16 protein-coding genes, 1 tRNA gene and 1 pseudogene are annotated in these 20,434 nt (G+C 72.3%); 6 read left to right on the top strand and 12 right to left on the bottom strand.

The features are described from left to right. Positions 1–183 precede the first annotated feature (183 nt). The 3 genes and pseudogenes from ACFWYM_RS14720 to ACFWYM_RS14710 form a co-directional block, all read right to left on the bottom strand. A complete protein-coding gene (locus ACFWYM_RS14720) occupies positions 184–1,863 on the bottom strand; it encodes an aldehyde dehydrogenase family protein (protein WP_384835470.1) in 1,680 nt (559 codons plus the stop codon). Positions 1,864–1,955: 92 nt separating this feature from the next. After that, entirely contained in the window at positions 1,956–2,438 is a 483-nt protein-coding gene (locus tag ACFWYM_RS14715) for an AfsR/SARP family transcriptional regulator (protein WP_384835720.1), read from the bottom strand. Positions 2,439–2,444: 6 nt separating this feature from the next. Continuing rightward, a pseudogene (locus tag ACFWYM_RS14710) lies at positions 2,445–2,687 on the bottom strand (winged helix-turn-helix domain-containing protein); the annotation flags it as partial. Between the two features lie 206 nt (positions 2,688–2,893). On the opposite strand from ACFWYM_RS14710, the gene ACFWYM_RS14705 reads away from it, so the two are divergent. Continuing rightward, positions 2,894–2,967, top strand: a tRNA-Pro gene (locus ACFWYM_RS14705). 58 nt (positions 2,968–3,025) lie between these two features. On the opposite strand, the gene ACFWYM_RS14700 is transcribed toward ACFWYM_RS14705, so the two are convergent. The 3 genes from ACFWYM_RS14700 to ACFWYM_RS14690 form a co-directional block, all read right to left on the bottom strand. After that, complete coding sequence (locus ACFWYM_RS14700) at positions 3,026–4,969, bottom strand: protein kinase (protein ID WP_384835467.1); 1,944 nt, start codon at positions 4,967–4,969, stop codon at positions 3,026–3,028. 184 nt (positions 4,970–5,153) lie between these two features. Then, positions 5,154–7,388, bottom strand: a complete 2,235-nt coding sequence (locus ACFWYM_RS14695; RefSeq protein ID WP_384835717.1) for an OmpL47-type beta-barrel domain-containing protein — start codon at positions 7,386–7,388, stop codon at positions 5,154–5,156. Continuing rightward, positions 7,388–9,913, bottom strand: coding sequence for a ThuA domain-containing protein (locus tag ACFWYM_RS14690; protein ID WP_384835464.1), 2,526 nt, complete (start codon positions 9,911–9,913; stop codon positions 7,388–7,390). The genes ACFWYM_RS14695 and ACFWYM_RS14690 overlap by 1 nt, the downstream gene beginning before the upstream one ends. Positions 9,914–10,142: 229 nt before the next feature. On the opposite strand from ACFWYM_RS14690, the gene ACFWYM_RS14685 reads away from it, so the two are divergent. The 4 genes from ACFWYM_RS14685 (at position 10,143) to ACFWYM_RS14670 (ending at position 13,880) form a co-directional block, all read left to right on the top strand. Then, positions 10,143–11,189 carry a multicopper oxidase domain-containing protein gene (locus ACFWYM_RS14685; RefSeq protein ID WP_384835462.1) on the top strand — a complete coding sequence of 349 codons (1,047 nt, stop codon included), beginning with the start codon at positions 10,143–10,145 and terminating at the stop codon, positions 11,187–11,189. Between the two features lie 77 nt (positions 11,190–11,266). Then, positions 11,267–12,259 (top strand): ArsR/SmtB family transcription factor, encoded by a 993-nt coding sequence (locus ACFWYM_RS14680; RefSeq protein ID WP_384835458.1) that lies wholly within the window; start codon positions 11,267–11,269, stop codon positions 12,257–12,259. A 201-nt stretch (positions 12,260–12,460) separates the two neighbouring features. Then, on the top strand, positions 12,461–13,114 hold the full coding sequence (locus tag ACFWYM_RS14675) for a peptidoglycan-binding domain-containing protein (RefSeq protein WP_384835455.1): 654 nt from the start codon (positions 12,461–12,463) through the stop codon (positions 13,112–13,114). Between the two features lie 46 nt (positions 13,115–13,160). Then, positions 13,161–13,880, top strand: a complete 720-nt coding sequence (locus tag ACFWYM_RS14670; RefSeq protein WP_384835452.1) for a C39 family peptidase — start codon at positions 13,161–13,163, stop codon at positions 13,878–13,880. A gap of 13 nt (positions 13,881–13,893) precedes the next feature. Here the strand turns inward: ACFWYM_RS14670 and ACFWYM_RS14665 are convergent, their stop codons facing one another. Genes ACFWYM_RS14665 through ACFWYM_RS14640 form a run of 6 tightly spaced genes read right to left on the bottom strand, consistent with a single transcriptional unit; the run spans position 13,894 to position 19,195 of the window. Continuing rightward, on the bottom strand, positions 13,894–15,294 hold the full coding sequence (locus ACFWYM_RS14665; RefSeq protein ID WP_384835449.1) for a thiolase family protein: 1,401 nt from the start codon (positions 15,292–15,294) through the stop codon (positions 13,894–13,896). Next, positions 15,248–16,822: an AMP-binding protein gene (locus tag ACFWYM_RS14660; protein ID WP_384835446.1), complete on the bottom strand. Its 1,575-nt coding sequence runs from the start codon at positions 16,820–16,822 to the stop codon at positions 15,248–15,250. Before ACFWYM_RS14660 ends, ACFWYM_RS14665 begins: the two co-directional genes overlap by 47 nt. A gap of 6 nt (positions 16,823–16,828) precedes the next feature. Beyond that, entirely contained in the window at positions 16,829–17,410 is a 582-nt protein-coding gene (locus ACFWYM_RS14655) for a biotin transporter BioY (protein WP_384835443.1), read from the bottom strand. Further along, the gene (locus ACFWYM_RS14650; RefSeq protein ID WP_384835440.1) at positions 17,407–18,069 is read right to left on the bottom strand and encodes an energy-coupling factor transporter transmembrane component T family protein; all 663 of its coding nucleotides are present in this window, start codon (positions 18,067–18,069) and stop codon (positions 17,407–17,409) included. The genes ACFWYM_RS14655 and ACFWYM_RS14650 overlap by 4 nt, the downstream gene beginning before the upstream one ends. Then, positions 18,066–18,749 carry an energy-coupling factor ABC transporter ATP-binding protein gene (locus tag ACFWYM_RS14645; RefSeq protein WP_384835437.1) on the bottom strand — a complete coding sequence of 228 codons (684 nt, stop codon included), beginning with the start codon at positions 18,747–18,749 and terminating at the stop codon, positions 18,066–18,068. The genes ACFWYM_RS14650 and ACFWYM_RS14645 overlap by 4 nt, the downstream gene beginning before the upstream one ends. Beyond that, entirely contained in the window at positions 18,746–19,195 is a 450-nt protein-coding gene (locus ACFWYM_RS14640) for an acyl-CoA thioesterase (protein WP_384835434.1), read from the bottom strand. Before ACFWYM_RS14640 ends, ACFWYM_RS14645 begins: the two co-directional genes overlap by 4 nt. A gap of 127 nt (positions 19,196–19,322) precedes the next feature. Between ACFWYM_RS14640 and ACFWYM_RS14635 the strand changes: the two genes are divergently transcribed. Further along, on the top strand, positions 19,323–20,324 hold the full coding sequence (locus ACFWYM_RS14635) for a zinc-dependent alcohol dehydrogenase family protein (RefSeq protein ID WP_384835431.1): 1,002 nt from the start codon (positions 19,323–19,325) through the stop codon (positions 20,322–20,324). Positions 20,325–20,434: the final 110 nt, after the last annotated feature.

The following is a 20,434-nucleotide window of genomic DNA, read 5'->3' as shown; positions in this document are numbered from 1 at the left end:
TCCCGGAGACGGCGCTGAGACGCCGGCACCTGAGCACCTGTCGACAAGGGACTCGGGGCCATCGCGGAGAGTCGCCGCGCGCCCGGGGGCGCGGTGGGAGGAGGACTCTCCCGCGATGGCCGGTCCTTGGTTGGGCCCCCGCACGCGCCGAGCCCCCGGCGTCGGCGGGTGCGGGGAGTTCTGTCAGCCCGCCGCCGCGCTGTCCGCGCTGTCCGCGCCGCCCGGGCCGTCCGCGACGTCCGTGCCGAAGACGGCCTCGCGCGGGCGGATGCCGCCCGCCGCGACGCTCACGCCCTGCACATGAGTGGTGCGCAGCATCGGGTAGTTGGCCTCGCCGAAGACCCCGCCGGTCAGGCCCGTACCGCCGTGCGAGGGCAGCCCCGGCAGGAAGCCGATGTGCGAGTCGTTGACCTTCAGGAGGCCGCCCGCGGTGACCCGGTCCACGAAGTGGTCGACGACGGTCCGGTCCGCCGCCCACAGCGAGTTGCGCAGGCCGTGGCCGTTGCTGTTCACGAACTGGACGAAGCGGCTCAACAGCACGTCGTCGGCGGCCGGTTCGGCGACGATGACGGGCAGCAGCGGCAGGAACGTGTCCTCGCGCACCGCCGCGATGCGCCGCGCCCCGGCGAGCCCGCGCACCAGGACCACCGTGGGTTCGAGGAAGGGCCCGGCCGCGTCCCGGGCGCCGTCCACGCGCATCGCGTGGCCCCCGCAGACGAGCTCGGCGCCCCGCCCGAGGGCGTCCTCCAGGCAGCCGAAGAACCGCTGCCCGCGCGCCACCGGCGTGAGCAGCACCCCCTCGTCGCCCGCCCGCCCCGGCCGCACGAGCCGTGCCTGGCGCACGAGTTCGGTCAGCAGCCGGTCCGCGGCCGCCGGGTGCACGAGGACCTGGGCGGGCACCATGCACAGCTGGCCCGAGCCGAAGAACCCCTCGGCGAGGGCCTCGGCGGCGAGCGCGCAGTCCGCGTCCTTCCACACCGTCACCGTGTCGTTGCCCGCGAGTTCGAGCACCGGCTTCTTGCCCGCGGCCACGCACCGCTGCTGGAAGCGCAGCCCGGCCTCGCTGGCGCCGCAGTACATGACGTCGTCGACCAGCGGGCTGCGCAGCCACGCGGACAGGACGGGACCGGGGTCGCCGCAGACCGCCCCGAGGGTGCCGGGGGGAGCCCCCACTTCCTCCAGCACCGGCGCCACCAGCTCCTGCAGCGCGTACATCACTCCCAACGGGCCGCTCCGCGGGGCACGTACGACGAGGGCGTTGCCCGCGCAGAGCGCGTGCACGCCGAGCAGGGCGCCGGACATCGGGGCGTTCTGCGGCGGGTTCAGGCACACCACCCCGTCCGGCCTGCGACGCACGGAGATCTCCCGCGTGCCGTGCCGGAACTCGTGGTGCATCTGCGTGTGGTGGAAGGCGACGGACTCCGGGCCCCAGGCGGCCAGCATGCCCGAGAGCTGCCAGCGCGCCAGGGCCCGGGGATGGCCCTCCCGCACGAGGACCTCCTCGATCTCCCCGGCCCGCTCGACGACCCGCTCGCACAGCAGCGCGCACACCGCGTCGAGCCGGACCTCCAGCGGCGTCGACGCCCACGCGGGCGCGGCCTCGGCGGCGGCCTCAAGTGCCTGCTGCAGCACCTCGGTCGAGGCCCGCGCCACCCGGCCCACGATCGACGCGGGCAGCGGCTCCCTGGGGATCTGCCCCTTGTCCAGCTTCCGCTTGAGGGTGAGCGGGGTGTACGCGTCGTCGAGCAGCGCGGCGGCGTCGACGACGTACACCCACTGCTCGCCCGGCACGCTCCCGCCCCGCACGTACGAGCCGTACGTCCGAGCCCCCGGTCCCAGCTCCACGTCACGCACGTCGTGCATGTCGCTCTCCTCCAACCCCGTATGCCGACACGCTGGCACCCGGGCCTGAGATCACGCTGAGACCGCCCTGAGACGGACCCCATCGCGCCCTGTCACACGGTCAGCGGCTCGCGCCGCAGCACCCGGTGGAACTGCGCGCGCAGCGCGTCGCCCGGCTCGATGCCGAGCTGTTCCGAGAGACGGCGGCGCGTGCGGTGGTAGACCTCCAGGGCCTCGGCCTGGCGGCCCGAGTGGTACAGGGCGGTGATGAGCTGCTCGCAGAACCGCTCGCGCAGCGGGTGGTGGGCGTGCAGCGGATACAGCTCGGCGACGATCTCGCGGTGCAGACCGAGCCGGATCGCGGCGTCGAAGAAGTACTCGTACGCCGTCAGCCGTGTCTCGGTCAGCCGGGTGTACGCGGTGCGGCTGATGAGCCCCTGGCCGGTGTCGAGCAGCGCGGTCCCGCGCCACAGCGCAAGGGCGCGGGTGAGAAGCCGGAGCGCGTGTGCGGGAGCCGTCTTGTGGAGAGCGGCCGCCTGCCGGGTCAGATTGCAGAACTGTGAGGCGTCAATATCGTCTTCGGGAAGCGAGAGCATATATCCACGATGTGACGTCTGAATGAGATCCCGGAGATTGTCTTTTCCGATGCGCGTGTCAATGATGCGGCGCAGCCGGGCCACATGACCGTGCAGTGAGTTCTCCGCGTCGCGGGGCAGTCGTTCGCCCCACAACTCGTCGATGAGGTCGCTCCGAGAGACGGGACGACCAGGTGAGAGGGCGAGTGCGGCCACCGTGGCACGCAGTTTCTCGCCGGGAATCTTGAGAGTGACGGAGCCTTCCGTCATTTCTAACGGACCGAGCAGTCGAACCTTCACGTTATCCCCCGTACGTATCCCCCGTGGGGTGTGCGTCGAATGCAGACTAATTCCTCGATTCGGGGCCCGGCAATGGATGCGCGGCAGCGGTGAGTTGGCACCCGCGGCGCCCTGTGGGGTAGTGTCTGCTCCGGTGATCGCGGGAACGCGGGGCGAAGCCCCGGGGGATCGCACATCGGGACGTGGCGCAGCTTGGTAGCGCACTTGACTGGGGGTCAAGGGGTCGCAGGTTCAAATCCTGTCGTCCCGACAGAAATGTCGGAGAGCAGCACAGGTCAGAGGTCGTCCGTCAGGACGGCCTCTTTCTGTCAGCCGTCACGGACCCACCGGTAGGGAATCGCCTGGCGGACCAGGGCCTGGCCGTCCCCGGCCGGCGGCAGGAGCACCACCTCCACATCGGCCGCTGTGATCGTGTCCCCGTCCTGGCCGCCGCGCGGCAGATCCAGGCACAAGTGGTAGTCGCGCGAGGCGTTGTCCGGGAGGTCGATGGGGAACTCGTCGGCGCCGGGCGCGACCGGATGGCCGCGGTCGGTCAGGTCCTCCACCTGCGGGTCGACCTGCTTGAGGAAGCGGAGCCGGGTGCCGTCCGGCCGCGTGATCCGCATCGCGAGGTCACGGGCGACGGACCGGCGGGTCTGGTCGATGACCGGGGCCAACTCGGCGGCGAGAGCCGGGGCCTCGGCGGGCGAGCCGAGGGTGGGGACGATGTTCACCGTGCCGCTCAGCGCGCTCGCGATGGAAGTGAGCTGCCGCACCGCCCAGTTGCCGCCGATGCCGCGGGCGTGGCAGGAGAAGCGACCGGAGCAGGAGGCCAGGGTGGCCGCCAGCTCCTCCGGGCTCTCGGCCGTGGCCTCCATGTCCACCAGGAGGATCGCGGTGCGCACGGCGTCGGCGTGCCCCGCCAGGAGCCGGTCGGCCAGCCTGAGCCAGCGCCCGAAGGCGGCCGCACGGACCGGGGCGAGGCCGCCGGTCAGGGCGGCGCGTGCCTCGGCCTTGGTCACCGCGTCGGCCCGGACCAGGCGCATCGTGTCGGGGTAGAGCATCCGCGCGTACTCCGAGCCCGCGACGATGCCGAAGCTGACACCCTCGTCCAGTGCATCGACGGTCTCGGCCAGGGACTGCCGGATCGCGTCAAGATCGGCCTGGGGCAGGTCCGTTGAGAAGCCGGCCAGAAAGACCAGTGCACGCGGGGCGGTGGCCGCCAGGTCGTCGGGCGACAAGGCCGTTCCCTCGACCGTGATGATCGCGTTCGCCTCGGTCGCGCCGGGGACCAGATGATCGTTGTAGTACACGTCGAGGCCCAGGGCGGGAGTGGGGGCAGGAGGCTCGGCGTCGGGAGCCGAGGGTCCGGGTGCCGGCCGCGGAGCGTAGGCGACACGGGGATCCGGCCGCGGGGGAGCGGCTGCCGCGGAGGCGTCCTCCCGCCCCAGGGCTCTCAGCCGGTCCGCCACGACACCCGCGAACGCGGGGCGCTCCGCCGGGTCCTTGGCCAGCAACTGCCCGGCCAGCCGGTCGAGTTCGTCGGGCACTCGGGGCCGCAGTGCGGCAAGCCGCGGGGGCGGCGTGGCGATGTGGTCCATCAGTACGGCGTAGAAGTCCCTGTCGTCCGCGAACGGCGGGCCCCCGGTCAGTAGGGCGAACAGCACACAGCCGAGCGCGTACAGGTCGGCCCGCCCGTCGACGCGCCGGCCCCGGCACTGCTCGGGAGCCATGTATCCGGGTGTGCCCATGACGACGCCTTCACGCGTCAGTCCGGAGTCGGCGCGGACGAACCCGGCGATCCCGAAGTCGCAGACCTTCAGACGGCCGCCCGGCAGCAGCATGAGATTGGCCGGTTTGATGTCGCGGTGCACGATGTCCGCGCCATGCGCGTACGACAGTGCCGCGGCGGCCTGCGCGGTCAGGTCGACGGCCTGGGCCAGCGGCAGCCCGGACGGCTTCTCCGCGAGCAGGTCGCCCAGGTTGCGGCCGTCGAGCAGTTCCATGACCAGGTGCAGCTGGCCGTCCTGCGCGCCGCTGTCGAAGACCGCGGCGATGCCCGGGTGTTGCAGTCGTGCGGTGATCCGGGCCTCGCGGTGGAACCGGTCCAGGAGCTGCCCGTTGCCGGTCGCCAGGTGAGCGGGCAGGAACTTGATGGCGACCCGGCGGTCGAGACGCGGGTCGTACGCCCGCCACACCTCCCCCATGCCGCCCCGCCCCAGCAGCACCTCCAAGCGGTACCGGCCGCCGACGTGCATCCCTGCCTGGTTCAACGCCCCCGCCCCCTGCCTTCCACCCGGCCCGCATCATCCCATTGCGGCGGCTCCGTCGGCGCGAGGGGGCGAGGGGGCGAGGTCACAGCCGAGAGGCCGTACGAGGAGAGATCCCCTCGTACGGCCTCTCGGTCGTCTCAGGCGGCTGACCGTGCCGCCGTGTCGGCCCGCACCGCCGTGACGGCTACAGCTCCTTGATCCGGATGTCCCGGTACGAGACGACGTCCGTCACGCTGTGCACCTGGAGCCCGAGATAGCCCGAGGCGAAGCGCCGGCCGTCCGTGCCCGGGTCGTCCGAGCGGGGCGGGTTGAAGTCCTGGCCGCCCGTGTTGTCGAACTCGTTGAGCAGGACGCCGTTGCGGTAGACCGAGTAGTGCTGGTCCACCACGCGGATCTCGTAGTCGTTCCACGTGCCCTTCGGGGTGACGCCCGCACCGGCGAGGCCCACCCGGTCGAAGCCGTAGACCGAGCCGGTCTTGTACATGTCGCCGTCGGGGCGGTCGAGCACCTGCACCTCGTGCCCGTACTTGATGGCGACCCACTCCGGGCGCGGCTCCTCGGGGTGGTCGTGGACCTGCGGGAAGCGCACGAAGACACCGGAGTTGGCGTTCCCGTTGCCCGGCGCGTCGTCCCGCCACTGGAGCTTGAGGGAGAAGTCGCCGTACTTGCGCTTCGGGAACCAGAGCATGCCCATGCCCTCGACATTGGTGGCGCTGGTGATGGTGCCGTCGGCGTTCAGGCCGAACGTGCCGCCGCCCACCTGCTCCCACTGCTCGAAGGACTCCTTGGTGCCGTCGAAGAGCTTGCGGTAGCCCTCGGTCTGGCCCGGCTTGCCGATGCCCGACTGCTTCGCCGCCTTGTTGATCTTGTTGTACTCGCGCTGGTCGATGACGCCTTCCTTGAGGAGCCGGTCGGTGACGGTCTTCACGTGCTTGAGGAAGAGCGCCTGGGACGTCCACTCCTTCTCGTCCTCGATGAGCTCGTTGATGCGGCAGCGGTTGTTGGTGACCCGGTTCGGGATGCCCGTGTCGACCGTGCCGACCAGGACCGTCAACCGCTCGTCGTACTCGGGGCAGTTGGGGCCCGGCACGCCGCCGCCCTCGGCCACCGTGAAGGCCGCGCTCTTGGCCTCCGCCGTGTTGCCCGCCTTGTCCGAGGCGCGGTAGGCCACCGTGTGCCGGCCCACCCGGTCGACGACGACCGGCGCCTCGTACGCGAGGTAGGGGCCGCCGTCCAGCGAGTACTCGACCTTGGCGACGCCCGACTCCGCGTCGGTCGCGGTGACCGTCACCTTCGCCTTGCCGATGTAGGCGCCGTCCGAGTTCTTGTCGCCCTCGACCTTCGCCGAGGTCTCCGGCGGTGTCCTGTCCTCGACCGGCGGCGCGACCACCGTGAACTCGACGGACTTCTCCGCAGCTTGGTTGCCCGCCTTGTCGGTCGCCCGGTAGCGGACCTTGTGCGTGCCGGCCTCGTGGACCATCACCGGCGCCGTGTACGGCTGCCAGGCGCCCTCCCCGACCGCGTACTCGATCGTGTTGACGCCGGAGCCCGTGTCGGAGGCGGAGACGGTGACCGTCGCCATCCCCACGTACTGGCCCTGGTCGTTCTTCTCACCGGTCACGGTCGCCGAGGTCTCCGGCGGTGTCTTGTCGTCCGTGGGCGGCGCGACCACCGTGAAGTCGACGGACTTCTCCGCCGCGACGTTGCCCGCCTTGTCGGACGCCCGGTAGCGGATCTTGTGGGTGCCGACCTGGTCGACGACCACCGGAGCGGTGTACGGCTGCCACGCGCCGTCCGCGCCCACCGCGTACTCGACCTTGTCGACGCCCGAGCCGCCCGCGTTGTCGGTCGCCGTCACCGAGACGATCGCCGAACCGACGTACTGGCCCTGGGAGTTGGTGGTGCCGTCGACCTTCGCCGCCGTCTCCGGTGCCGTGGTGTCCGAGCCGCCGCCGTCGGTCACGACGAGGATGCCCTGCATCGACTCATGGCCGGGGATCGTGCAGTGGTAGCGGTAGCGGCCGGGGGTGAGCGTGACCGTGGCCGTGTGCTTGCCGCCCTGGTCGTCATTGGGGTTCGCCAGGATGTTCAGCTGCACGTCGTTGTTGTACTCGGGGTCGGACGTGTCGAACGTCAGCGTGTGCGGCATGCCCGTCGTGTTGCCGGTCGCCGTGCTGTTCTCGAAGACGATCGTCGTCTGGCCCGCGACCGCCGTCGTGGGCGCCGAGGCGTACTTGGTGATGTCGTCCCCGGCCGTCCACGTCAGGGTCTGCTGCGCCTCGGCGAGCCCCGAGTTGTCCGGCCGCCCGTAGGCCGCCGTCGAGGACAGGCCGAGGACCATCAGAACCGCCGCGAGCAGCGCCGTCCACAGTCTGCGTCGGGAGCGTCTCGATCGTCTGGATGCCGTAGCGGACCGCATCATCCCGCCTTCCTGGCCAGCTGACCGGCGGCCGGAGTCGCCGCGCCGCCCTGGTAAGTGACGCGCCACAGCGCCGACTTCGAGTCCGAGGTGAAGAAGCCGCGCCCGTAGTCCAGGACGTACAGCGAGCCGTCCGGGGCGAACTTCCAGTCCATGAGGTTCTTGATGTTGTCGTTGCCGATCGGCACGATCTTGCGCAGCGACTCCGCGTGCACCGGGAGCCCGCCACTGCCGACCGTCTTCGGGTCGGTGAGGACCGCGTGCCGAGGCTGGTCGCCGTCGTAGAAGTCACCGACGAACCACTTGCCGTCCCAGTACGAAGGCCACTTGTCCGTGCTGGAGTTGGCCGCGTCGTAGCGGTAGACCGGGCCGTTCATGGTGGCCTGGCCGCCTCCCTTGAGCCACGGCAGAAGCAGCTTCTGCTCCTCCGTCTTGTAGCTCGGCACGCCGTTCGCGTCGCGCGGATAGTCGACGCCGCCGCCCTGGGGTGAGTACCAGATGTTGTTGGCCTCGGCCGGCGGGATGCTCACCAGGCCGTCGTTGTTGGGCGACTCGTTCTTGAGGTGGTCGCAGTCGTACCAGCCGAGCGGCTTCGTCGGGTCCGGCAGATTGCGGTCGCGGTAGGGCTGCTTGTTGCCCATGCAGTACGGCCAGCCGCGGTTGGAGGCGTGCGTGATCGCCGCGAACGTGTCGTACTTGGCCGGGCCCCAGGTCGTCGACGGCTCACCGGCGTCCGGGCCGACCCACCCCGCGTACAGGGTGTCGGTCTTCTTGTCGATCGAGATGCGCGCCGGGTTGCGGACGCCCATCACATAGATCTCGCCGCGCGTCTTGCCGCCGCCCTCGTCCGGCTCCTTGCCGGTGAAGAGGTTCCCCTCGGGCAGCGTGTACGTGCCGTCGGGCTCCGGGTGGATGCGCAGGATCTTGCCGTTGAGGTTGTTGGTGTTGCCCGCCGTGCGGCGTGCGTCCGCGAACGAGACGCCCTTGAAGTTCGGCTGCGGGTTGTTGCCCGAGTAACCGTCGCTGAACCGCGAGGAGTTGTTGTCACCCGTCGCGATGTAGAGGTTGCCCTGGGAGTCCCAGGCCATCCCGCCGCCCGCGTGACAGCAGCTGTGGATCTGCACCGGCCACTTGAGGAGCACCTTCTCGCTGTCCAGGGCCAGCTTGTTCGTGGTCAGGCCGAGGGTGAAGCGGGAGACGCGGCGCTCGGCCATGTGCGTCTCGCGGTTGATCTGCGAGTGCGGCGTGTAGTGCAGATACACCCAGCCGTTCTGCTCGAACTTCGGGTCCAGCTCGATGCCGAGGAGTCCCTCCTCGACCTTGATGAGCTCGTCGCCGCCGCCCTTGTTCCCGAAGACGGAGAGCGCCCCGGCCAGGGTCACCTTCTTGGTCTTCGGATCGTAGACGTGGATCTCGCCCCTGCCCTTGCCGATGTCGGGGTTGTTCCAGTCGGTGACGACCGGCTGCGAGGCGTCCGCGCCGCCGCGACCGATGTACAGGACCCGGCCGTCGGGGGCCGTGACCAGGCCGTGCGGCTCGCCGATCTGGTCGTTCTGCCCCGGCTGGTTGGGCTGGGTGAGGCGCTCCGCCTTGTAGTTGGAGGTGATCGTCGCCTTGCAGTCGGCGCGTGAGAGGCGGGTCGTCCACAGCAGGGCGCCGCGCAGGTGGGAGCGGAAGTCCACCTCGTCGTACGAGGAGGTGGTGCCGCCCATGCCGGTGTAGAAGGAGCGGCCGCCGTCGTAGTCGCGGCACCACGACACCGGGTGGTCCCAGCCGTTCTTGCTCGCGCCCGGCTGGTACGTGGACTCGCGCACCCGGGCGACGGTGTGCACCTCGCCGGAGGGGTTCGCCGTCCAGTTCGGCCACTGGTCGGGGCGCTTCCACTGGAGGGGGAGGTCCTTGGTCGCGGGGTGCTCGCGGTCGCCGACCTCGACGGTGGCGCGCTGCACGTTCGTGGGGCTGGAGTCGGCGGGGCGGGCGCCGATCAGGCCGGTGAACCAGTTCGAGTACGGCTCGGCGCGGGCCGCGTCGTGGATCCCGAGGAAGCCGCCGCCCGCCTCCATGTACGCCTCCAGGCCCGCCTCCTGCTCGGGGTCGAGGACGTCGCCGCCGCCGGTCACGAACGTGACGGCGTTGAACTTGCCGAGCTTCGTCTCGTTCGTGAAGACCGAGGCGTCGTCGGTCGCCTCGACCGTGAAGCGCTGGGCGGCCGGGCCGGACTGGCCGATCTTCTCGATGGCCTCGATGGCGGCGTTCACGACGGGCGACTCGTCGCCGTCCGCCGCAGAGCCGTAGAAGATCAGCACCTTGACGTCGGCGCCGCCCGGCGGCTTCGGCAGCGACATCGTTGTCAACGGCGGCTCGGGGTAGGGGCGCGCCGAGGCCGCCTGGGCGCTGAGCGCGCCGGTGACCAGGGCCCCGGCCAGCAGCCCGGCCGCCCAGGTGCGCCGCGTGCTGCGTCGTCTCTGTCTCGATCTGCTCAACCCTCGTGGAATTAAGGGCCCTTGATGCGGTGTCAGCCGCATGGGTTCACCCACCCCTCGTCGGTCACGGCAACAGCGCCGATGAAGCTAGACGCCTTTTACGCGAACGCCAATAGGAATGACCGGGATTCGACGAACTTTGTCCAGCACGTGGATAAACGAAGATCCTCCCGCTACCGTGTGGCCGCCCCGGGGTCGTCTCGTTGCGCCCCGTCCGCCTCCGCAACCTCCGTGGTCTTCGCAACCTCCGTTCGGCAGTGGGGAGTTCGACATGAACAGACGCAGCTTCAACCGGCGCCTGGTCCTCGGCGGGGCGGCCGCCGCGACGGGGCTGACATCGTTGTCGCTGTCGGCGCCCGAGCAGGCCACGGCCGCCGCCCCGCCGAAGACCGCCCCCGCGGGCGGCGAGGTGCGCCGCATCAAGATGTACGCGGAGAAGCTGCCGGACGGGCAGATGGGCTACGGCTTCGAGAAGGGCAAGGCGTCCATACCCGGCCCGCTGATCGAGCTGAACGAGGGCGACACGCTGCACGTCGAGTTCGAGAACACGATGGACGTGAACGTCAGCCTGCACGTCCACGGCATGGACTACGAGATCAGCAGCGACGGCACGAAGATGACCAAGAGCGACGTCGAGCCGGGCGGCAAGCGCACCTACACCTGGCGCACGCACGCGCCGGGGCGGCGGTCGGACGGGACCTGGCGGCCCGGCACGGCCGGCTACTGGCACTACCACGACCACGTGGTGGGCACCGAGCACGGCACGGGCGGCCTGCGGAAGGGGCTCTACGGGCCTGTGATCGTGCGCCGCAAGGGCGACATCCTGCCCGACAAGACGTTCACGGTCGTCTTCAACGACATGACGATCAACAACAAGCCCGCGCACGAGGGCCCCGACTTCGAGGCCACGGTGGGCGATCGGGTCGAGTTCGTGTCGATCACGCACGGCGAGTACTACCACACGTTCCATCTGCACGGGCATCGCTGGGCGGACAACCGCACGGGCCTGCTGACCGGGCCCGACGACCCGAGCCAGATCCTGGACGACAAGATCACGGGACCGGGCGACTCCTTCGGGTTCCAGGTGATCGCAGGGGAGGGGGTGGGCGCCGGGGCGTGGATGTACCACTGCCATGTGCAGAGCCACTCGGACATGGGGATGGTGGGGCTGTTCCTGGTGAAGAAGGCGGACGGGACGATCCCGGGCTACGAGGGGCACGGTGGGCACGGGGCCGACGGCTCCAAGGAGGCCGACGGCTCCAAGGAGGCCGACGGCTCGAAGAAGAGCGGGAGCGCGGCACAGGAGCACCATCACTGAGGCGCCCTCGCAGGCCGCGAACATGTCCTAGCCTGGTGGCTCGTTGAGGATCACACGGCAGGCACGGAGGCGGGGCCATGCTGCGGGTGCACTTCACGTCCGAGGACCTGGCGCGGGTGCGGGTGGCGCCGGGGCCCGACTTCCTCTGGGAGATATCCAACAGCGTCCAGACGCTCCAACGCCGGGACGGGGCCCGGGTGTTCGGCGAGTGGCGAAGATGGGCGCGGCCCCGGCTCTCCGAGAGCTGCCGGCTGCTGTCACCGCTGCTGCCGCCCCGGGGCTACTCGCCGGACTTCCTCACCCCCACATGTGGTGAGTCCGGCACACTGCGGGCGGCCGTGGACACGCTGGTGCGCACGCCCCGGCGACGGCTGCGCGCCGATCTGGCCCAGCTCGCTGCGGTGCGCGAACTCCCGCGCTGGACGGGCTCGTTGGCGGGCGGCGACAGCGACGTGCTGCGGCTGCTCGGGCGCGCCGTGCACACGTACCACCGGGAGGCGCTCGAACCCTTCTGGCACCGCATCCATGCGGACGTCGACGCCGACCGCATCATCCGCCTGCACGACCTCCTCGACGGCGGGACGGACGGGCTGCTCGCCGGGCTCGGGCCCCAGTTCCGCTGGCGGCCGCCGGTCCTGGAGGCCGCCTACCCCGTCGAGCAGGAGCTGTGGCTCGGGGGCCGGGGCATCGTGCTGCAGCCGTCGTTCTTCTGCTGGCCCACGCCGATCACGCTCGCGGACGCGGAGCTCGCGCCGGTCCTCGTATATCCGATCGGCCACTCGGCGGACTGGGCGGCGAGGAGCGCCAACGACCGCTCGGGTACGGCTGGTTCGGGGTCCCTCGGCCCGCTGCTCGGGCAGACTCGTGCCGCGGTTCTACGCGCGGTGCGCACCGGTTGCTCGACGGTGGAGCTGGCCCGGCTCCTCGACGTCACGCACCCGGCCATCAGCCAGCACGTGAACGTCCTGCGGGCGGCGGGCCTGGTCACCACCGTGCGCAAGGGCGGCCGGTCCTTCCATGTGGCGACGGCACAGGGGCGGGCGCTGCTGCGGAGCGCGGAGCGGGCCTGATGCGCGGTGCGGGGTGCGCGAGCTGGCCCTGACCGCGCGGGGTGCGCGAGCGGGCCTGCTGTGCGGGCCGCGTGCGCGGGCGTAAGTCTGGGCTTTCACTGTTTGGTTCTGACGTGGTCATGGCGGGACGCTGGCGCGGCTGTCACACACGGACGTGCCCCCACCGCGACCGGAGGACCAACGTTGCGCTCCCCCCTACGTATGCGAAGTGCCGCCGTCTCGGCCGTACTTGCCGTCACCTGCGGCGTCCTCGCCGCACCCGGCGTCGCCACCGCCACCGCCACGGCCGCCGTCCCGGCCCCGCGCCACGGCCTGAAGTGGTTCCAGGAACAGCACGGGCTGCCCCGCACCGGCGAGGTCGACGCCCGGACCGCGCGGGCCCTGGCGAAGGCGCCCGACGCCGAGCTGCACCGTACCTTCCGCACCGCCGCCGACCTCGGCCCCGAGGAGCTCGCCAACGCCCGCACCGTCATCGGCGTCGGCAAGGGCGCGGGCATCCCCGAGCAGGGGCAGGTCATCGCGCTCATGACGGCCATGCAGGAGTCCAAGTTCGTCAACTACCTGACGCCCGTGGACCATGACTCGCTCGGCATCTTCCAGCAGCGGCCCAGCACCGGCTGGGGCACCCCCGAGCAGATCACCGACGTCCCCACCTCCTCCAAGTCGTTCTACGGAGTGGCCGACTTCGGGCACAACCCGGGGCTCATCCAGATCGCGGGCTGGGAGGCCATGCCGCCCGGCGACGTCTGCCAGGCCGTCCAGGTCTCGGCCTACCCGGACCGCTATGCGCAGTGGGAGGGGTTCGCGCGCGACCTGCTCGCCCAGGAAGGCCCGACGGTCCCGCCCATTCCGTGAGCCGCGGAGCCTCCGCCATCCACCTCACACCCTGTCAGGAGCCCTCATGCGCAAGAGACTTGTCGCCTCCGCGATAGCCGTCGCCGCCGTCGGCGCCCTCGTCGGCCCGGCCGCCTTCCCGGCGGCCGGGGCGGAACCTACCCCGCACCCCTCGTCCGTCTCGGTCCTCGCCCACGGCTCCGCGGCGGGCACGGCCGTCGTCAGCGGCCACAACAAGCCCGGCACCCGCTTCCACGTCGACTCCGTGCGGACCAGGAGCGCGCACACGCTCCAGGTCGACTACCAGGTCCAGGAGACCGGGTACTGGTGCGGCCCGGCCGCGACCCGCATCGCGCTCTCCGCCCGCATCGGGCCGCCCAGCCAGGGCGCTCTCGCCGCGCAGCTCGGCACGACCGAGAACGGCACCGACCACATCAGCCAGGTCACCGGCGTCCTCAACAACAATCTCGGCACCGGCTGGTACGAGACCAAGGAGATGCCGAACGACCCGCCCACCCAGGCCCAGAAGGACCTGCTGTGGCACGACATCGTGCTCGACATCGACAACAACTACCCGATCGTCGCGAACATCGTCGCCCCGCCGAACAACCACCCGCCGGGCTACCCGAACGAGACGATCTACCACTACTTCACGGTCATCGGCTACGACGACGCCAACGGCACCGTCCTCATCGCCGACCCCGCCTCGTTCGGCGGCAACCAGATCTACTGGCTCTCCTTCGACCAGCTCGCCACGCTCATCCCGCCGAAGGGGTACGCGGCCTGACGTACCGTCACACCTAGGTGGCCGTCGTCATCGAGGTGAACAGGGCGGTGATCCCGAGGCCCCCGGCGATGCCGAGCATCGCGAGGGCCCGGGATCCCACCGGGACCCCCGCGTCCGGCTCCCGGACCAGCTGGCTGAACAGGCGCGTCACGAGGATCGCCCCGGACGCCCCGAAGGGGTGCCCGAGCGCGAGCGCCCCGCCGTCCAGGTTGACCCGCTCCACGGCGATGCCCAACGCGTCCAGGCTGGCGAGGACTTGGGAGGCGAACGCCTCGTTGAACTCGATGCGCTGCACGGTGCCCTCGCGGTGCCCGTGACCGGGGGCCGCGAGGTCGAGGCGCGGGCGCCGGGCGAGCAGCCGGGAGGTGGACGCGATCGGACCGATGCCGAGGACGTTCGGGTCCACGCCCGCGCTCGCCGCGTCCTCGAAGGCGAGCACGACCGGGTGCCCGAGCTCGCGGGCGACGGCGCGGCTGGTCACCACGAGCATGGCGGCGCCGTCGTTGAGGGGACAGGAGTTCCCGGCGGTGACGGTGCCGGGCGTGCTCGCGGTGGCGGTGCCGGGTGCCCCGGGGTTGGCGGTGCCGGGTGTGACCGCCCTGGCTGTGCCGGGCTCGTCGGCACCCGTGGCGCCGCGTGGCCCCGCCGTGCCGGTGTGCCTTCCGAACAGCGGGCGCAGCGCCGACAGCGCGGACAGGGACGTGTCCGGGCGCGGGCACTCGTCCGTGTCGACCGTGCCCCGCGCCGTGCGGACCGGGGTGATCTCCGCCGTGAAGCGGCCCGCCCGTTGCGCGGCGACCGCGCGGCGGTGGCTGCGCAGGGCGAACTCGTCCTGGCGGCGCCGCGAAATCCCGTACCGCGCCGCGACGTTCTCGGCCGCGACCCCCATGTCGGGGTCGCCCACCTCCTCGGGTGCGAACCGGGCCCGGCCGTAGAACTCGGGGAGCGCGCCGGGGCGTGACGGCTGCCGCACCCGCCACGGGGCGGTGCTGACGCTCTCGCCGCCGCCCGCCAGATACACGTCGCCCGCCCCGGCGGCCACCAGCCGGCAGGCCAGCACGACCGCCTCCAGGCCCGAGCCGCACTGCCGGTCCACGGTCACCCCGGGCACCGACACCGGAAGGCCCGCCTCCAGGGCCGCGAGCCGGGCGAGGTTGCCGCCGCCCGCGACCGCGTTGCCCACGAGCACGTCGCAGACCCGGTCCGGCGGCACCCGCGAGTCGGCGAGCGCCGCGCGGATCGCCGTCGACACCAGCGTGGCCGCCTCCACACCCGCCAGCGCGCCGCCCGCCCGGCCCACCGCGGTGCGCCGGGCGGCGATCACCACCGGTATGCGGTCGTCGGGGAGGTCGCCGATGCGGCGTGTCTCAGGCCGGGGTGCCCGGGGGGAGCGGGGTGAGCCGGGCGTCGTCATGCGTGATCCACTCCTCGATGCGGCCGCGGGCGATCTTGCCGCTGCCGGTCAGCGGCCACTCGGACACGGCGTAGAAGCGGCGGGGCACCTTGTAGCGGGGCAGCGCGGGCCCGCACAGCTCGCGGATCCGGGCGGCGGTCAGACCGTCCGCGCCGGGGCCGCCGAGCGCGGCCACGAGGGCCGTGCCCAGGTAGTCGTCCGGGATGCCGGTGACGATGGCCGTGTCGACGCCGGGGAGGCGGAGCAGGGCGGCCTCCACCTCGGCCGGGTACACGTTCAGGCCGCCCGTGACCACCATGTCGCCGCGCCCGGTGAGGTGCAGATGGCCGTCCTCGGAGAGGTGGCCGAGGTCGCCGACGGTCGCCCACTCGCCGTCGGTGCGGTAGCTGCCCTCGCCCCACAGATACCCGGAGCAGCGCAGCGGGCTGCGGACGTGGACGAGGCCGGGGCTGCCCGGCGCGACGGACGCGCCGTTCTCGTCGCGGATCTGGAGCGTCACGGAGGGCCAGGGCAGGCCGACGTCGCGCGCCGCGGGCTCCGCACCCGGGGCGCCGACCGTGACGAAGCCGAGCTCGGACGCGCCGTAGTACTCCGTGACATGGGCCTCCGGCAGCACCTCGGCGACCGCGGGGACGAGCTGAGGGTCGAGCTTCGCGCCGCCGCTGATGACGGCGCGCACCCCGGGGAACTTCTGCCCGGCGGCCCGCGCGGCGGACCCGAGCGCGATGATCATCGTGGGGACGAGGACCAGGCGGCGCAGCTCGGCGGTGGCGAGGCGGCGGACCGCCGCGTCCGCGTCGAAGGAGCTCAGCCCGTGGAAGGCGGCGCCGCTCTCCAGACACTCCGCGAACGCGTACAGGCTCAGCCCGTGGGCGAGCGGCCCCGGCGCGAATGTGTGCGCGTCGGCGTCCACGCCCCACACCCCGTGCCCCTCGGTGAGGCTGACCCGCCACGAACCCCGCGACCGGTAGAAGGCGTTGGGCACCCCCGTGCTCCCGGAGGTGAAGCCGACGAGGAACGGCGTGTCCGCGTCCCCGGCCACCAGCTCGGCCGCCGGGTCGGCGTCCGTGTGCCCGGCGAGCCAGGTCTCGTACGTCGACGGGGAACTCGACGGGGAGCCGTCCTCGCCCGCTACGAGGGTGTGGATGCCGAGCCCGGCCGCGGCCTTCCGTAAGTCCGCCCGGCCGGCCGGGAGCACCAGGAGGTCGGGGCGCAGCCGGATGAGCACCGAGCGGGTCTGCTCCGCGCCCCACGACGGATCGAGGACCGCGCAGGCGCCGTCCCCCGCCGTCGCGCCCACGAACAGCTCGGCGAACGCCGGGTGGTTGCCGGTCCCGAGGGCGAGCAGCCGGTCACCGGAGCGCTGCCAGGAGCGGTGGCGCGAGGCCACCTCGCGCAGCCCGGCGGACACCGCCGCCGCCCGCGCGGCGAGCCGCCCGTACGTCTGGGCGCGGCCGTCCAGGACGAACGCCGCACGGTCCCGGCGCGGGCCCGCCGCCGTCCCGGCGACTCGGTGTGCCAACGGCATGCGCGTTCACCTCGGTTCGATCGGGTACGAGCGCCGCACGCCGTGGGCCACGAACGCGGCGACGGCCGCCTTGCACAGGTCGCCGACCGCGAAGTACCCGGCCCCCACCGCGGCCTTCCTCATGCTGAGCCCGGTCGACACGGAAGTCCAGGGCACCCCGATCGCATAGACGACGACAAGACCGCCGACGACGCAGGCCCCGAAGTACGCCGCGAGCTGCGGGAGTCGGCCGGGCACCCGCAGGGCCACCGTCTTCACCAGCACTCCGGTCACGAATGCGCCCGGCACCCAGCCGAGCAGATATCCGCCGGTCGGCCCCGGGATCACCCCGAGCCCGCCGCGGCCCCCGGCGAGCACCGGCAGGCCGATGATGGTCAGGAGCACGATCAGGGCGCACGCGAGGGCGCCGCGCACCGGTCCGAGCAGCGCACCGGCCAGCATTACGCCGAGCGTCTGCATCGTGATCGGCACCGGGACGACCCCGATGCTGACCGGCGGCACCAGGCCCAGCACGACGATGATCGCGCAGAAGAGGGCGATGAGGACGATGTCCCGGGTCTCGGTCGGGCGGCGGTCAGCCACGGTCATCGGGCGGCCTTTCCTCGGGGCCCGCCCCGCCGGTCTCGGTGGGCGGCCCGGGTCGACGGGGGCGGATAGCAGCGGGCGTCGATGGCGGCCGCGATGTCGTCGGCGGAGCGCAGCACCCGGATCACCAGCGGCACGACGACCGCCACCGGACTGCTCCGCAGCCCCCGGGCCGCCTGTGCCTCGCGGATGTCCTGAAACTGGTGGAACACCTCGGGGATGAACCGCAGCGCGAGGGAGACCGCGAGCCCCACCGCCGCCGCGTTCACCAGACCCGTGCGCTCCAGGGGCCGCAGCACCCGCTCCACCACGTCGAGCAGGTCCTCGGTCCGGGTGCTCAGCGTCACGGCCAGCGCGCACAGCAGCAGCGTGATCAGGCGCAGGCCCACCACGACCGCCGTGTGCACCGACTCCATGAGCGCGGCGGCGGCCAGGACGACCGCCAACACCACGACCGGGCCCTTGAGTTGACGCACGACCTCGCCGCGCGGAGCCCGTAACGACAGCAGCAGCGCGCACGCGACGACCGCGCACGGGGCGAGCACCGCGACCGAGCGGGTCAGGAACACCCCGACGCCGACGACCAGGAGCGCGCCCAGCTTCCAGGACGCCGGGGTCCGGTGCAGCGGGCTCGTGCCCGGGACGTAGAGGGTCGACCTCATGAGTACCGCTCCACGTACCACGGCACGGCCGTCTCCGGCTTGCCGTCGTGCACGATGCGGCCCGCGTCGATGACGAGGACCCGGTCGTAGCCGGCGAGCAGGTCCAGGTCGTGGGTGAGGACGACGGCCTGCTGGGGCAGGGCGGCGATCGCGTCCCGGATCAGATTGCGGTTGCGCAGGTCGAGCAGCGTCGTCGGCTCGTCGAGGACGACGGTGTCCGGCTCCATCACCAACACCGCGGCCAGCGCCACGAGTTGCTTCTCGCCGCCGCTCAGGGCGTGGCTCGGCCGCTGGGCGAGCGCCTCGATGCCGAACCGCTCCAGCTGCGCCATGACCCGGCCCGGGATCTCCTTGCGGGGGACGCCGGTGTTCTTGAGCCCGAAGGCCATGTCCTCCTCGACGATGGGCAGGACGATCTGGTTGTCCGGGTTCTGGAAGACGAAGCCGACGCGGCGCCGGATGGCGCGGGCGTGCCGGGCGGTGTCCTGATCCCCGACGTGGACGGTGCCGTCGCTGGGCAGCACCAGGCCGTTGAGGAGCCGGGCGAAGGTCGACTTGCCCGAGCCGTTCGCGCCGATCACGCCGATGCGCTGCTCGGTCAGCTCCACGGTCAGCGAGTCGAGGACCGTGCGCGGACCGAAGCGCACGGACACGTCGTCGAGACGGATGCGCAAGGTCACTCGGCCCGGTCCGCGCACGGTTCCGGGGTGGCGGCGTCCACGGGCCGGCCCAGGTCGGCCAGGGCCGCGCGCGTCGGCTCGGGCAGCGGCCGGGGGCGGCCGCTCTCCTTGTCCACGCAGACCCACACGACCTCGGCCGTCGCGACCGGCACCTTGCCCTCGTCCAGGGTGAGTTCGGCGCCGAAGGTGAGGCTGCTGTTGCCGATGCGGCGCACGCTCGCGTCGATGTCGAGGACGTCGTCGAACCCGGCCGCCCCGTCGTAGCGGAACTCGACCTTCCGCACGTGGTAGACCACGCCGTGGGAGTCCGCGCCCGGGTTGAAGCGCGCCATCAGGCCGCCGTCCCGCAGCAGTTCGTTGATCGCGGTCTCCACGTACGAGAAGTACACCCCGTTGTGCACATGCCCGTGCATGTCCACGTCCGAGAACGGAACCCGCCTCTGCACCGACGCCCCCACCCTGCCTGTCCCACCCGCGTACGCGACCTGCGTGTACGCTCCGGACGTCCGCGCCCGGTGATCAGCACCGTACCCAGGAAGCACCGGGCTGTCATCAGCGTGTGAGGGACGCCCCATGACCACCGACCGCCTCCGAGCCATCGTCAGGACGTTCGGTCCCGCGGCCGACGTCGTCACCACCGAGCGGTACGCGCCCGAGCGGCCGGGACCCGGCCAGGTGGCCGTCCGCATGCTGCTCGCGGGCGTCAACCCCTCTGACCTGGTGACGATTTCGGGCGCGTACGCGTCCCGGACCACGCTGCCGTTCGTGCCCGGCTTCGAGGGCGTCGGCGTCGTCGAGGCGACCGGCCCCGGCGTGGCCGAGGTCACCACGGGGCAGCGGGTGCTTCCGCTCGGCAGCGCGGGCGCCTGGCAGGAGGTGAAGGTGACCGAGAGCCGCTGGTGCTTCCCCGTGCGCGCCGAGCTCGACGACCCCCAGGCCGCCACCGCCTACATCAACCCGCTCACCGCCCACTTGATGATCCGTCAGGAGGTGCGCCCCGCACCCGGCGCCGTGGTCGCCGTGAACGCCGCCGCCTCCGCCATCGGCCGCACCCTGCTGCGGCTGCTGACCCGCGCGGGCGCCCGCCCCGTCGCCGTGGTCCGCCACCCCCGCTCGCTGCCGCAACTCGCCGGTGTCGTCGACCCGTCGGCGACCGTCTGCACCGCCGACGGACCAGTGGACGCGGCCCTGCGCGACCTCACCGCGGGCCGCGGCGCCGACGCCGTCCTCGACGCGGTGGGCGGCCCCGACGGCGCCGACCTGTGCCGCGCCCTGCGCCCCGGCGGCACCCTCGTCCACTACGGACTCCTTTCCGGGCGGCCCCTGCCGCACGACCTGTGGACGGAGCGCCCGGACGTCCGCGTCGTGCTGTTCCGGCTCCGCGACTGGGTGCACGCCACGGACCGGGGCCGCGTCGCCGCCGCCCTGGACGAGGTGTACGACCTCATTCTCGACGGGACGGCGGCGACGACGGTCGCCGGAGTGCACCCGCTGTCCGCGGTGCGCGCGGCGCTGCTCGCGGAGCGGGCGGCGGGGCGGCAGGGGAAGATCCTGCTGGACTGCGGCGCGGCGTAGCCGGACGTCGGCGCCGGGTGCGGAGTGCGGGGCCGGGTCATGATGCGGCTCCGCCCCGTGAGCGCGGCGCGACCGGCTTCGGTTCACCCGTGGGCCGGTGCACCGGCCAC

Source organism: Streptomyces sp. NPDC059009 (genome assembly GCF_042740175.1).
Classification (GTDB): domain Bacteria; phylum Actinomycetota; class Actinomycetes; order Streptomycetales; family Streptomycetaceae; genus Streptomyces.
This window is presented reverse-complemented; position numbering and strand designations above follow the sequence as displayed.